The organism is Alishewanella sp. BS5-314 (assembly GCF_025377695.1).
GTDB lineage: Bacteria > Pseudomonadota > Gammaproteobacteria > Enterobacterales > Alteromonadaceae > Alishewanella > Alishewanella aestuarii.
This window is the reverse complement of sequence record NZ_JACEHJ010000002.1, coordinates 767,856-780,298: the sequence shown is the minus strand read 5'-3', so window position 1 is coordinate 780,298 and position 12,443 is coordinate 767,856. Positions and strand designations below refer to the sequence as shown.

General features: G+C 50.1%; 11 protein-coding genes and 2 tRNA genes. 4 read left to right on the top strand and 9 right to left on the bottom strand.

The window, feature by feature from the left end:
• Window positions 1–19 precede the first annotated feature (19 nt).
• Window positions 20–532 (top strand): 3-hydroxyacyl-[acyl-carrier-protein] dehydratase FabA, encoded by a 513-nt coding sequence (gene fabA, locus H1D31_RS08200; RefSeq protein WP_065954738.1) that lies wholly within the window; start codon window positions 20–22, stop codon window positions 530–532.
• 64 nt (window positions 533–596) lie between these two features.
• Here fabA and rmf read toward each other — a convergent pair whose 3' ends face one another.
• From rmf to rlmKL, 5 genes are all read right to left on the bottom strand, one after another.
• Window positions 597–779: a ribosome modulation factor gene (gene rmf, locus H1D31_RS08195; RefSeq protein WP_008608569.1), complete on the bottom strand. Its 183-nt coding sequence runs from the start codon at window positions 777–779 to the stop codon at window positions 597–599.
• A 264-nt stretch (window positions 780–1,043) separates the two neighbouring features.
• Window positions 1,044–2,864 (bottom strand): DUF3466 family protein, encoded by a 1,821-nt coding sequence (locus H1D31_RS08190; protein WP_261257612.1) that lies wholly within the window; start codon window positions 2,862–2,864, stop codon window positions 1,044–1,046.
• A gap of 18 nt (window positions 2,865–2,882) precedes the next feature.
• Window positions 2,883–4,796 carry an ATP-binding cassette domain-containing protein gene (locus H1D31_RS08185; protein ID WP_261257610.1) on the bottom strand — a complete coding sequence of 638 codons (1,914 nt, stop codon included), beginning with the start codon at window positions 4,794–4,796 and terminating at the stop codon, window positions 2,883–2,885.
• Window positions 4,797–4,812: 16 nt separating this feature from the next.
• Window positions 4,813–5,076, bottom strand: a complete 264-nt coding sequence (locus H1D31_RS08180) for a glutaredoxin family protein (RefSeq protein ID WP_261257608.1) — start codon at window positions 5,074–5,076, stop codon at window positions 4,813–4,815.
• Entirely contained in the window at window positions 5,073–7,190 is a 2,118-nt protein-coding gene (gene rlmKL / locus H1D31_RS08175; protein WP_261257606.1) for a bifunctional 23S rRNA (guanine(2069)-N(7))-methyltransferase RlmK/23S rRNA (guanine(2445)-N(2))-methyltransferase RlmL, read from the bottom strand. Before rlmKL ends, H1D31_RS08180 begins: the two co-directional genes overlap by 4 nt.
• A gap of 235 nt (window positions 7,191–7,425) precedes the next feature.
• On the opposite strand from rlmKL, the gene H1D31_RS08170 reads away from it, so the two are divergent.
• Both H1D31_RS08170 and H1D31_RS08165 read left to right on the top strand, forming a co-directional pair.
• Window positions 7,426–7,502: transfer RNA gene (locus tag H1D31_RS08170), tRNA-Met, on the top strand.
• Window positions 7,503–7,563: 61 nt separating this feature from the next.
• Window positions 7,564–7,640, top strand: a tRNA-Met gene (locus tag H1D31_RS08165).
• A gap of 282 nt (window positions 7,641–7,922) precedes the next feature.
• Here the strand turns inward: H1D31_RS08165 and H1D31_RS08160 are convergent.
• From H1D31_RS08160 to H1D31_RS08145, 4 genes are all read right to left on the bottom strand, one after another.
• A complete protein-coding gene (locus H1D31_RS08160) occupies window positions 7,923–9,125 on the bottom strand; it encodes a type II toxin-antitoxin system HipA family toxin (protein WP_261257604.1) in 1,203 nt (400 codons plus the stop codon).
• Window positions 9,115–9,423 (bottom strand): helix-turn-helix domain-containing protein, encoded by a 309-nt coding sequence (locus H1D31_RS08155; protein ID WP_261257601.1) that lies wholly within the window; start codon window positions 9,421–9,423, stop codon window positions 9,115–9,117. Before H1D31_RS08155 ends, H1D31_RS08160 begins: the two co-directional genes overlap by 11 nt.
• A 109-nt stretch (window positions 9,424–9,532) precedes the next feature.
• Window positions 9,533–10,294, bottom strand: a complete 762-nt coding sequence (locus H1D31_RS08150) for an MBL fold metallo-hydrolase (protein WP_065956589.1) — start codon at window positions 10,292–10,294, stop codon at window positions 9,533–9,535.
• A gap of 176 nt (window positions 10,295–10,470) precedes the next feature.
• A complete protein-coding gene (locus H1D31_RS08145) occupies window positions 10,471–11,100 on the bottom strand; it encodes an SOUL family heme-binding protein (RefSeq protein ID WP_065956596.1) in 630 nt (209 codons plus the stop codon).
• A gap of 200 nt (window positions 11,101–11,300) precedes the next feature.
• On the opposite strand from H1D31_RS08145, the gene H1D31_RS08140 reads away from it, so the two are divergent.
• Complete coding sequence (locus tag H1D31_RS08140; protein WP_065956590.1) at window positions 11,301–12,437, top strand: transglycosylase SLT domain-containing protein; 1,137 nt, start codon at window positions 11,301–11,303, stop codon at window positions 12,435–12,437.
• The last annotated feature ends 6 nt before the right edge of the window (window positions 12,438–12,443 follow it).

Sequence of the window (12,443 nt, the reverse complement as noted above, 5' to 3'; positions counted from 1 at the left end):
TTTATTGGACTAAACATACATGACTAAGAATAGCTTTACAAAAGAAGATTTAATCGCCTGTGCCAATGGTGAACTCTTTGGCCCGGGCAACAGCCAACTGCCGTCAGACAATATGCTGATGATGGATCGGATTGTCCATATTTCTGAAGAAGGCGGTTTATATGGCAAGGGTCAGATTATCGCTGAACTGGATATCAATCCGGACCTTTGGTTCTTTGCCTGCCATTTTAAAGGCGACCCGGTTATGCCTGGTTGCTTAGGCTTAGATGCAATGTGGCAGCTGGTGGGCTTCTTCTTAGGCTGGTCTGGCGGTCCGGGCAAAGGCCGCGCTTTGGGTGTCGGTGAAGTAAAGTTCACCGGTCAAATTCTGCCAACTGCGAAAAAAGTGACCTATACCATCAATATGAAGCGGGTGATTAAGCGTAAACTCTTTATGGGTATTGCTGATGGTGTAGTCAGTGTGGATGGACGCGAGATCTATGCCGCGACCGATCTGAAAGTCGGTTTATTCCAGGATACCTCAAGCTTCTAAACGCTTGCCCTTATAAACCAGAAAGCCCCGCTGAATAACGGGGCTTTTGTGTTACAGGCCGTAATCAGGCACCTTTATTAAATAATCCGACATTCCTGTCTGCCATTGCTTCCCGCCAACCTCCGAGCCATTCTGAGCGGGCATCTAAATTCTGATAAGGGCATATTTCTTTTGAGCGGCCGGTAACACCAGCGCGGTAACCTTGAGCATGAGCACGTTCCAGACGATCACGTTTTTGTCTTTTCATACGGCAGTCTTCCTCAACTTTTTGTGTTTTGAACGGTAACAAAGTTGCGCCTAACACAACAATGTTACAGTTTATAGATAGCCAATATGACCGGAAGGTTCAAACCAAAATTGAGTAATATAATGCTTGACTTCTGCTAAGCACATGAGATGTCGGCACAAAAGCCTGGAAAGCTTTTTAGACCAAAATCATCTAAAGAATTTTTTTTGATTACAAAAAACCCCGGCACCTTGCGGTGACCGGGGTTTGCCAAGACATGAAAAATTAGAACCGACGGCGGCGCAGCAACGGCACGGATGCCAGTAATACTAACCAGAATGCCGACACACTGCCGCTTTTACGCTGATACTGGTTGTCATCGGCATTGCAATTTGCTGGCTGGCCATTTGGGATTGGACGCAGTTTAACTGCAGTGGCTTGCTCTTCGGTAATGACCTGACCGTTTTCCCCAACCTGCTGTTGACCATTTACATCTAAGCGCGGCCGACGAACCAAAGCGGTAGCCAGAATTTCGCCATTATCATTAATCGCTGTGGCATCAACTAAGGTATAGGGCGCATCACAACCCACCAGATCATTCAGATCCCGGAAACTACCATCCCGGTTATCATACATAAAACCGTGGAAACGACGGCTGATAGTACCGCCAATGACAACTTCAGCTCTACCGACAATCTGTCCATTGCTATTGATTGCCCGAGGTTCAGTTGACGAGCTGTTGAAGAATCCCTCAACAAACTTAACTTCACGGCTATTGATATTATAAGTAAACAGTTTGGAACGAATCGCACTGTTGATATTCTTTAAACCATAACCGGTAACTAAACCCTGGTTGTTAATATCAACAGCAACACTTGCCAGCCATTCCTGCGGATCGATAAAACCGGTTACTTCGCCCTGACGATAAATTGTGGCATGAGGGGCGTTGTATACGCGGCGAAATTCGCGGCCAATATTGTCAAAAAAACGAATAATCCGGCTGGAGTCAGAATATAGCGAATGACCAACAACAATCCCCTCGTCGTTAATGGCGTTAGCCCGACTGTAGTAAATAGGAACCGGATATTCCTCAGAGGTTGGCGCTAACTGGCCAGTACCTTTCTCGCCTAAAAAGCCAAAGGTTTGGGTTAAACTGGCACTACCATCACCGTTTAATTGCCATAATGCAGCTCGCTCCTGGTAACCTGCCGGCAGGCTATCGATTGTTTCATAAGCACGAACCTGTGCTAACAAGCCGCCTAAATCTACGGCACGGCTGGCCATCGATAAATTCAGACAAAATTGCAATGGCTGTGAACGACCGGTACAAATACCATTAATTACGTTTTTAACTTCGTCAGTTACGCCGCTGGAGGTAAAGCCAACCACCTGGCCATTGTTATTAATGTCCTGCGCCGCAGACATCCCGCCACCCAACTCGGTAAAAGCGGGCGGTAGCAAAATACTTTGATTACCGTCTACCACATACCCCAACATATAACCAGGCTCTGGTACCCAGGCCAGGTAAGGCTGCGGGATCACCGGGATTTCTGGCTCTGGGGTATCCTCAGGCACTGGCTCTGGTAATGGTTCAAAACGCACTTTGACAGCCGGAGCCGTCGCTACGACAGCTAGCTGCCCAGTGTTGTTGCTGGTATAGGCAAATTCGGTATTGGTTCTGGTCTGGTTGATATCCCGTACCGGGACACCGGTGACCACGCCGTTTTGTGGCTGATTAAAAATGCGGGTAATGCCAATAGGCTGATTACGAACCGAAGGGCTGTTGTTCTGCGTCGCCAATAGCAGATTAAGCAGAATATTCTTAACTGTCGCATCGATAATACCGTTTTTAGCGTCAGCCAGTTGCTCCTCGGTAAGCAAAGCTTTCAGTGCTTCGCTTTCAAAATCGATGGTTTCCAGATCTAAGGTTATATCCAGAAAAGTGCTGCCATTGGTCACAACGGCGCCCTGTGCGGTTGCAGCAGCACCGCTGGTGGCACGGACTTTATTATTGGTATCTAATTCAACAATCTGATACACCGCGGCTTGCGCCGAGAACATGGTCAGCAACGGCAATACTGCTAAGCTGATCGGTGATAATTTCATTAACGGGCCCCTAAAAATTTACGATATTGCGGCTTCTAATTCTTCCCAGCGCTGATACGCCTGCGCCAGCTTCGACTCGGTTTCTTGGATTAGGTTCAACCTTTGCTGGGTGTAGTCTGCGCTGTTCTTGAAAAAATCGGCATCATTCACTTCAGTCTGTAAGGCGCTAAGCTGCTGATCCAGGCTTTCAATCAGCGCCGGCAGCTGCTCTAATTCACGTTTCTCTTTGTATGATAACTTCTTAGCGCTGTTAACAGAAGCCTGCGCCGGTTTTTCCTGCGCATTAGTTTTAACTTCGGCTACCGGCTCGGCTTTTTTGGCGGTGAGATCAGCGCCCTGCTTCGCTTGCCAGTCCTGCACATCGTCATAACCGCCGGCAATTTCAATAATCCGGCCCTGGCCAGCAAACAGCAGTGAGCTGGTCACGGTATTGTTAACAAACTCCCGGTCGTGGCTGACCAGCAAGACGGTGCCCTGATATTGTTCCAGAATATCTTCTAAAAGCTCCAGGGTTTCCACATCCAGATCGTTGGTCGGTTCGTCGAGGATCAGCAGGTTGCTGGGTTTAGCAAATAGCTTGGCCAGTAACAAGCGGTTTTTCTCACCACCGGATAAGGCGCGCACCGGCGTACGGGCGCGCAGCGGCGGAAATAAAAAGTCTTGCAAGTAACTTAACACATGGCGGCTTTGACCATTTAAGTTTATCTCCTGCTTGCCGTCAGCGACGTTATCCTGCACCGTCGCATCCAAGTCGAGCGCCATCCGGTGCTGATCAAAGTACGCCACTTCCAGATTAGTGCCACGTTTAATCTCGCCACTATCCTGCTGATAGTCACCCAATAACAGCTTAATCAGCGTGGATTTACCGACACCATTGGGGCCCACTAAGGCCACGCGATCACCACGCATTACCAGTAAGTCGAGATCACGGATAACCGGCACACCATTAAAGGCGTGGCTGAGTTGTTTTGTTTCAAACACCAGCTTGCCGGAACGCGCCGCTTGCTCAATCGCAAAATCGACCTTACCTAACTGCTCAACCCGCGCCGCACGTTCACGGCGCAGCGCTTTTAACGCTCTTACCCGGCCTTCGTTCCGGGTGCGGCGGGCTTTAATGCCCTGGCGGATCCAGACTTCTTCTTCAGCCAGTTTTTTATCGAACAGCGCATTGGCTTGCTGCTCGTCTTCAATCATTTTTTGTTTGCGATCCAGATATTCCTGATAGTTACCCGGATGCGAGGTCAATAAGCCACGGTCAAGATCGATAATCCGGGTGGCTAAAGCACGGATAAAGGCGCGGTCGTGCGAGATAAAGATAATGGCACCAGCAAAGCTCTTTAAAAAGCCCTCCAGCCATTGAATTGCAGCCACGTCCAAATGGTTAGTCGGTTCGTCCAGCAGCAGAATATCGGGTTTAGCAATCAGTGCGCGCGTCAGTGCGGCTTTGCGTAACCAGCCGCCAGATAAGGTGGCTAAACTGGCGTTACCGTCCATATCAAACTGCTGACACAGCATCTCAACCCGCGCTTCTAAGCCCCAGCCATCGCGGGCGTCGAGCTCACTTTGCAAGCGTTCAAATAACCGGTACTCAGCATCGCCGGCACCGTCCAGGTTCTCAGATAAGGTATAAAACTGCTGCAGTTTTTCGGCTAAATCACCGGCACCTTCACGGATAAAGTCGGCAATTTTGACGTCCATTTTGGCTGGCGGGTCTTGCTCTAAGCGGCTTAGCACCACGCCGTTAGTCATCACAATTTGACCATCATCCAAATTTTGCTGACCGGTCAGCAATTTTAAAAAGGTCGACTTGCCGGCGCCATTACGGCCAACCAGACACACCCGCTCACCGGTAAATAAACTAAAATCCACCTTATCCAGTACCGGGTGGGTACCAAAGGCCAGGCAAGCCTGCTGAAAACGTAATAACTCCACGTTACCCTATCCTGCTTTAATCGGTTGTTGTCAGATCCAAAGCGTCTAGCCAACTGGCTAGCGCACTTTGATCAAAAGGCCAATACAGTAATTGTTCCTGCCCCTGGGCATCACTGGCTGCCAGCACCGGAATATGCACCCGAAAACGGGCAAATAACGCCTCATCATCGACGATATCCTGTACCTGCAGTTTATCGGCCAGGCCAGCTTGCTGCACCAGGGCTTCGGCCTGTTCGCACAGATGGCAGCCCCAGGTGCTGTATAGGGTTAAATCACTCATGGCCGGGTTAGCTCAAAACAGACATGAATATGCGGGTTGCGCTTAAAATCTTCCGGTAAGGTCGCGGCCGAAATATCTTTCACCTGCCAGCCGGCTTCCTCAAGCGCCGCGTAATCGAGCTTAAAGCGCCGCTTATTGTTGGAGAAAATGACCTTAGCGCCCGGTGCCATCTTGCTAATCAACATATTCAGTAATTTGACATGATCGCGCTGTACATCCCAGCTATCTTCCATCCGTTTCGAGTTAGAAAAGGTTGGCGGATCGACAAAGATCAAATCAAATAAATTCCGGCTGCGGGCGAGCCACTGTAAGCAATCTGCCTGTTCAAACTGGTATTGTTTACCATTAAGACCGTTCAGCATAAAGTTGCGTTTAGCCCAATCCAGATAGGTGTTGGACATATCAACGGTAGTGACACTGGTCGCACCGCCAATAGCCGCATGCACCGAGGCACTGCCGGTGTAGGCAAACAGGTTTAATACCCGTTTACCCTGCGCTTGTTGCTGCAGCATGCGGCGGGTAATACGGTGATCTAAAAATAACCCGGTATCCAGATAATCGCGCAGGTTGACCCAGAACTTAGCACCATACTCTGACACTTCTTTATACTGGCCGGCTTTAGCCAGTGCCTGATACTGGTTAGTACCCTTTTGCTTTTCCCGAACCTTCAGGATCATCTTATCCGGGCTGATCCCCAGCACCGTTGGTACCTGATTAACCACATCGAACAAGCGCTTCTGGGCAATTTGCTCATCGACAGTGCCGGGCGCGGCATATTCATGCACGACCACTTCGCCGTCATACCAATCTACCGCGACGTTATATTCCGGAATATCGGCATCATATAAGCGATAGCAGCTTAAGCCTTCGCGTTTGGCCCATTTTTGAATCGCTTTTAAGTTTTTCGCCAGCCGGTTACCAAAGGCGCTGCTCTCACTAAAAAACAACGCTGGTGCGCTGGAGCTAACCTGCACCTGCTTTTCTGTGAGGTCAAACAGCGTAAATTCACAGTCCAGCGGGCCGTTACTAAATTTGTAGCTCTTGGCTTTAGATAAGCGCAGCGCACGCAGTAAGTCGCTGTTCGAGGTAATAATTGCCAGGCGCCAGCCCTGATAGTGGGTTTTTAGCGCCAGCGAGAAATTACTGTAAAGCGGGATCAGTGCCGGCAGATCGCCCAAGCGCTCGCCATAAGGCGGGTTAGTCACTATCACACCCTGGGTATTCGTCACGGCGCCTTTTAACGCAGTGGCATCGGCATAATCAAATTTGATTAAGCTTGCCACGCCGGCACGGGCAGCATTTTGCCGGGCTTTACTCAGGCTGCGCTCGTCAGTATCAGTGCCCCAAAACTGGATAATGTCGCCCGCGGGCAAGGCCTGCGCTTTAGCATCGGCTTTTAATTGCTGCCATACCGCGGCCCGGAAACCCGGTGCCCGCTCAAAGGCAAAGCTTTCCCGTGCCAGTCCCGGCGCCTGATTCAGGCTGATTTGCGCCGCTTCAATTAAAATAGTGCCGCTACCGCAGAACGGATCGTACAAAGGGGTACCGACAGTCCAGCCAGAGCGCTTTAACAAAGCTGCCGCTAAATGCTCTTTTAACGGTGCCTCGCCCTGCCCGGTACGGTAACCGCGCTGATGTAACGACGGGCCGGAGAAATCCAGCAAGAAATGAAAATGCTGTTTATCCAGACGGACCTGAAACCGCACATCGGGGTTTAAGCGATCCACATCCGGCCGATCGCCGGTTTCTTCGCGAAACTGATCGACAATGGCGTCTTTTAAGCGCATGCCGCCATATTGGGTATTATCAATTTTTGGATGCTTGCCAACACAGTCGACGGCTAAGCTTTGCCGCACTGACATTAACTGGCCCCAGTCGATATTACTTGCGATCTGATACAGATCCGACTCGGCAGTAACCGGCTCCGACTGAATTAAGCGCAGGATCCTTGTTGCCAGGCGTGACCATAAACATAGGGTGTAGGCCGTTTTAATATCGGCCTTAAAGCGTACTACGCCCATTGAGACCTTTAACACTTCACCCTGATAACTGCGGATCTCATCCGCTAACAGCTCTTCCACGCCCTTCGACGTTAAAGCCCAAAATTCCAGCATTGCAGCAAACCTTAAAATAAAATGGCCGCTAGTATAGCAGAATCGACAACCCCGGCGCCGCACTTTCTCAGAGTTGCGGCCAAGGTTATTTCAGCGCAGCTTGGTAAGCATTTAGGGAGCAATAGCAGCAACAAACCGCCGCTTTGCTTAGCAAATAGGCAACCGAACCAAATAAGCGAAATTAACGCTTGCGTATGTAAAGCGAAAGCTCTAAGATGCGCCCCGCAATGACGGACGCGGGATGGAGCAGCCTGGTAGCTCGTCGGGCTCATAACCCGAAGGTCGTCGGTTCAAATCCGGCTCCCGCAACCAAATCTACACCGAACATTGCAGACAACTTATTACAACCACTGCTCAGTTGTAGTAACACGGACGCGGGATGGAGCAGCCTGGTAGCTCGTCGGGCTCATAACCCGAAGGTCGTCGGTTCAAATCCGGCTCCCGCAACCAACTTAAAGGCCAGCACTAAGCTGGTTTTTTTGTATCTAAATTTCGGGAACCCGAAGGTCGTCGGTTCGCTTTTCATAAACAGCAGGGCTCCCGCAACCAACTTAAAGCCAGCACTAAGCTGGTTTTTTTGTATCTAAATTTCGGGAACCCGAAGGTCGTCGGTTCGCTCTTCATAAACAGCAGGGCTGCCGAAACCAACTAAGCCGACTACAACGCGCCCGTCTCCGGTATGCTTGCCGTACCGGAGACGCGATCTTACTTTGCATTTACCACAGCAAAGTCTTAATCAATACGCGGAATAATTCCGTGTAAGCGTTCGATATCCCCCTCTCCCACGGCCAGTCTGGCAAAATAGCTAGGCCACTCACTTACTAAATCCTGCACCTGCGATATCAGTTTTCTGGCTTTTACCGTTTTTAACCCAAAACGGCTGGCATGACTGAGTAAGTTTTCTGCACTACCGAACCGGCCCAAGGCGCCAATACCAAGCCCATGCTGGCGGGAGTTGTTAATTGGCAAGACATCATAAGCTGGCGCCAAACACCAGGTTCGTTGGCTGAAACTGTAAAGTAGCGCATGATTACGGCTGTGATCATCGGTATTGCCAAGCAGAACATTAAACACCATGCGCTGATATAACTCTTGCGCATCGGTTGCCGCAGCAGAATGTTTGGCCAAAAACTCCGCCAAAAAGCCATAACTGTAGTTGGGGTTTAACTGGTCTGGATTAACTGCAGCAATATTGATTAGCGAATTGGCACTGATAAAGTGATGGGTTGGCCGCTGGGCATCACAGTCGAAACGTTCTACCAGCAATACATCCTCATCAGCAGCTGACACAACGCGGGTATTGGCAACGTGCACCGGTAACTCGGCTAGCATCCGCATACTGGCGTGCTCAACTTTCACCTGATTAAAGAGATCATCTGGTCGATTAAATTTTGCCAGATAGGTAATAGCTCCCTCTGTGATCAGTGTTTTAGGTCTGGCACCGCCCAGGCTGGAACCATGCTCGAACGCTTTTGTTGCCTCAGGCGGGATCGCCTCATCTGACAAAATTGCGGCCTTACCCCGCAGTAACATGGGTAAATCCCCCAAGGTATTTTTGTTATATTTGGGCTTGGAAGACGAGCGTGACTTGCTAAATACCAAGGCGCCAACGCCCATGCCCGAACCAGCCAACAAAAATTGCAACGCATTAGCCGGCTTGGTTTTATGTAAAGAAAGAATAACCCGTTGCCCCCAGGCATCTGCTCCAGCATCGGTTAAAACACCAAATAAGCCTTTACCGCCGGATGTGGTAAATAGCTCATCTGATAAGGGTAAATTAAGTGGATCCAGCGCAAAGGCATCTGATCGCGCCAGATAGCTTTTACCATAACGAAACTCACCATAGCGGCGTGCAGGATCCAGTGTTACCACACCGCAAATCACGGGAGAGTCTTCCAGACCATCTATAAAAACATAGGCTTGCTCAGAAGTCATTCGACAACTCCGCTTTAGGCTTACGGGCTTTGCGTTGCTGCCGTTTATCGAGCTCGGCCAATTGCCCGTTAACTGGCTCAGCCAGTAAATGCAGCAAATTAAGGTGCGCTAACACAGCAAATAACGCCTCGGTACTAACGGATTTACCATTTTCAATCGCCGAAATAGTATTGCGGCTAAGGCCAGTGCGTGTAGCAAGTTCGCCCTGAGCCATACGCTGAGCCCGCTGATGCTTAACTAACTTCCCCAATGACATCGCAAACTGGTGTTGCACACTCAGAATCATTATTTTTTGCATTAAATTTTTCGCATTAGATAGTAATGCACAAATTATTGCGCAAAAAACCAATAAGTCAAAGTTTGTTTCAGAACAGCGTTATCATCGCAGCTAGTGCCAACAATCTGGCTTAATGCGACCGGTTTTGTCGCCCTAGCGTATGTAAGATGCGGTTCTTCATCGAGTGCCAATGGTTTTTTGGTAAAGTTGGAGCCTGCGCCAGTATCGCGGCAAAGTCGATACTCTTAGCGGCACGTGCCGGCAGATGGGCAAAATAGATCTGGCTGGGTGCAAGGTCCTGCACCCGCTGCAATGATTGCTTATATTGGTTCGGGTGACACACCGGATATGGCGGTACCAGCCGTTTTTTAACCGAGACGATTAGGTCAGCGATATACAACTGCCTGGTTGGCAGATGCAGCAAGGATAAATCATGGTCAGTGTGGCCAGGTGTGTACAACACTTGCCACTCAGCAAAGTCCGGTACCTGCTGCCCGTCCAGTAATAACAAGTCTGGTTTTAGCAGCGGGTTATACCAAATATGCCGCTTGGGCTTACCCAGCCGGGTAGCAACCCACCAGGTCAGGCTAACATCAATCAGATGCGCGGTACGGCCCAACAGGCCACTGTACCAACGCCGTGCTTTAGGATGGCTGGCAATACGGGCGCCGGTTAAACGCCTGAGCTTATGTGCACCACCCGCATGGTCCGGATGCATATGGGTCACAATAATCAGCTTTAACGCCTCCAGCGGCAAACCCAGTTGCTGCTGAATAAAATCCGTTACCGTAGCGATATCAGCACGACTACAACCATCGAGCAGCATTAACTTGCTGTCATGCTGCACCAGATAAATATGCTGAATATAGCCATGTAGAATATGTAACTGCATTAGAAAAGATTTAACCCGGCAATAGCAACTGGTCCGACATTACAGAAAGCGGACGAAATTTTCCAGCAACAAATCCTTTTCTCTGATCTGTTGCGGCTTGCTAAGTTATTTCGTAACACGCCAATTAGCCAAGACGGTTTCGACAGTAAAGCCACAAATTGCGCGAGGTGTTAAACTTAATGCCGAATCTCAATCAAAATCTCATTGCGCCTGAGCATTGGCAACGTTAAAGGGCCGTTATATCCGGCAGTAACAGGGTCGCTAACTGCAGTATGGCCATTGGCGGTAATCCATTGCTGCAATTGCTGACTGTAACGCTGCACATTGCGCTGTGATAAGGTGCCACTGAAGCGAATAGCGGCTACTGTATAGTCGCGCACCTCCTCAACCAGCAGATCTGGGTTTGTCGGCTTGGGTGTGCTGTCGAGAGTAAAGTGCTTTGGCATAACAAAGGCCATCCGCGGCTCACTATTGGCCCCCGACATAAATACCGGGGCGGTCATGGCGATTTTCGTACCCTGGTTTGCCGGCTCTCCTGCCATCAATACCGGTGCTGTCATCGCAATATTGTTGCTACCTGCATTATCACCTGAGATGTAACGGAATAATTTTCGAAAAGCGTTATTTCTGCCATCGCCGGCCATACTGGTCGACACCAGTATCATAGGCTCGTAACGGCGAACTTCGATGTCCAGGCTACTATCGGCCTTAAGCACCTGATAAGGAGCAATCTCTACCTCACTGCGACCGACCACTGAACAGGCGGCTAAACACAACGCCACAACCAGGCTAACAATAGTTTTCACCGCATCATCCTTCTTCACGACATTACGCTGTTATACGTTGTCGCGGCGCTTTGGATTGCTTGGCTGCCGCGCGAACAGCAATTACAGAGCGCACTGCTCCAACCTGTAAAAAAGTCGGCCTCTCATCCTAATGCCGTATTGTGTTCAGCTATCATTCAGTAATACTATTCAGCGAAATAGCATCAGCTCACGGAGTTCGCATGGCACTCTTCTCTCGTCGCAATAGTGTGCCACTGGTCCTGGCAGGACTGGTATGGTCGCTTTTTACGCCGCCCTCCCTGGCACAGGGTGCGGCCTTTCAAAGCTGGACCGATGTGGTCCGTACCAAGGCCTTTGATGATAGCCAGGGCGTTTACGACAATATGATGAATGTACGGCGCTGGATCCTGACCCGCTCCGGCTACTGTACCGAGCAGAAGCGTCATGTGTTGTTCGATATGCGCGGTAACTTTTTACAATACGTCGAAGATGCTGATAATTCTTTGCAAACGCAGCAGCGATTAAATCAAAGCCGGCAGCAACTGGCGCAGCAAGGCTTGGTACCGGCCTATGTTGCCGGCAACAGCAATACCGTCGGTTACCCCTTTGCCATTCGCTGTCATCAACCCTATGTTGATTTACCGCTCGCAATAGCCCGCTATCTGGGTGAACATCCGGATGGTCGCCTGTCTGGCAATTGGCAGGGTATTTCGGTCGGCACGCCAAAGAAGCAGGCGTCGCTGCATGAGGTATTACAAACCGTATACAACCGCCGGGTACAGCAAAAGAAGATTACACTGCCCCCCAACCTGTTACCGGATCTGGCGGGGATGCTGATTATCGAAAGCGGCGGTGTGCGTGAAGCCAAATCCAAAGCCAATGCCCGCGGTATATTACAGCTTACCCCAACCGCCCTAAAAGATTGTGGCGTACCGGCCAATAAGCATTTACACCGCATTGCTCAGGTGGATTGTGCGCTCTGGCTGTTTGAGCGCAACCACCGCATGCTACAGCCGGTGTTTGTGGCAAAATTTGGCCATTTGCCGGAAGACAAGCAGGAGCAAATTTATCGCCTGCTACTGATCCAGGCTTATCATGGTGGGCCAGGTCGGGTACGCTCGTTACTGGTTGACGAGGAACTTAGCCGGCCGGCCAGTTATTTTGCAGCCAATCACCAACAATTCAGCGCCGGCGACATTGCCTTTGGTATGGTGTTTCACAACTTAGGCCGCAACCGGCTGGGTTTTGCATCGCTTTACTACACGGCAGATATTCGTATTGCGCAGCAGCTTTTACAATCGAAGAAGAGCCCAGGGCTGTTCCCGGCGTTGCAACAAACGCTTACATCCTTACCCTAGAGCACA

Bases quoted from the DNA above. Each gene is read 5' to 3' on its own strand.
- fabA (WP_065954738.1), top strand. From the start codon at position 20: ATGACTAAGAATAGCTTTACAAAAGAAGATTTAATCGCCTGTGCCAAT.
- rmf (WP_008608569.1), bottom strand. From the start codon at position 779: ATGAAAAGACAAAAACGTGATCGTCTGGAACGTGCTCATGCTCAAGGT.
- H1D31_RS08190 (WP_261257612.1), bottom strand. From the start codon at position 2,864: ATGAAATTATCACCGATCAGCTTAGCAGTATTGCCGTTGCTGACCATG.
- H1D31_RS08180 (WP_261257608.1), bottom strand. From the start codon at position 5,076: ATGAGTGATTTAACCCTATACAGCACCTGGGGCTGCCATCTGTGCGAA.
- rlmKL (WP_261257606.1), bottom strand. From the start codon at position 7,190: ATGCTGGAATTTTGGGCTTTAACGTCGAAGGGCGTGGAAGAGCTGTTA.
- H1D31_RS08160 (WP_261257604.1), bottom strand. From the start codon at position 9,125: ATGACTTCTGAGCAAGCCTATGTTTTTATAGATGGTCTGGAAGACTCT.
- H1D31_RS08155 (WP_261257601.1), bottom strand. From the start codon at position 9,423: ATGCAAAAAATAATGATTCTGAGTGTGCAACACCAGTTTGCGATGTCA.
- H1D31_RS08150 (WP_065956589.1), bottom strand. From the start codon at position 10,294: ATGCAGTTACATATTCTACATGGCTATATTCAGCATATTTATCTGGTG.
- H1D31_RS08140 (WP_065956590.1), top strand. From the start codon at position 11,301: ATGGCACTCTTCTCTCGTCGCAATAGTGTGCCACTGGTCCTGGCAGGA.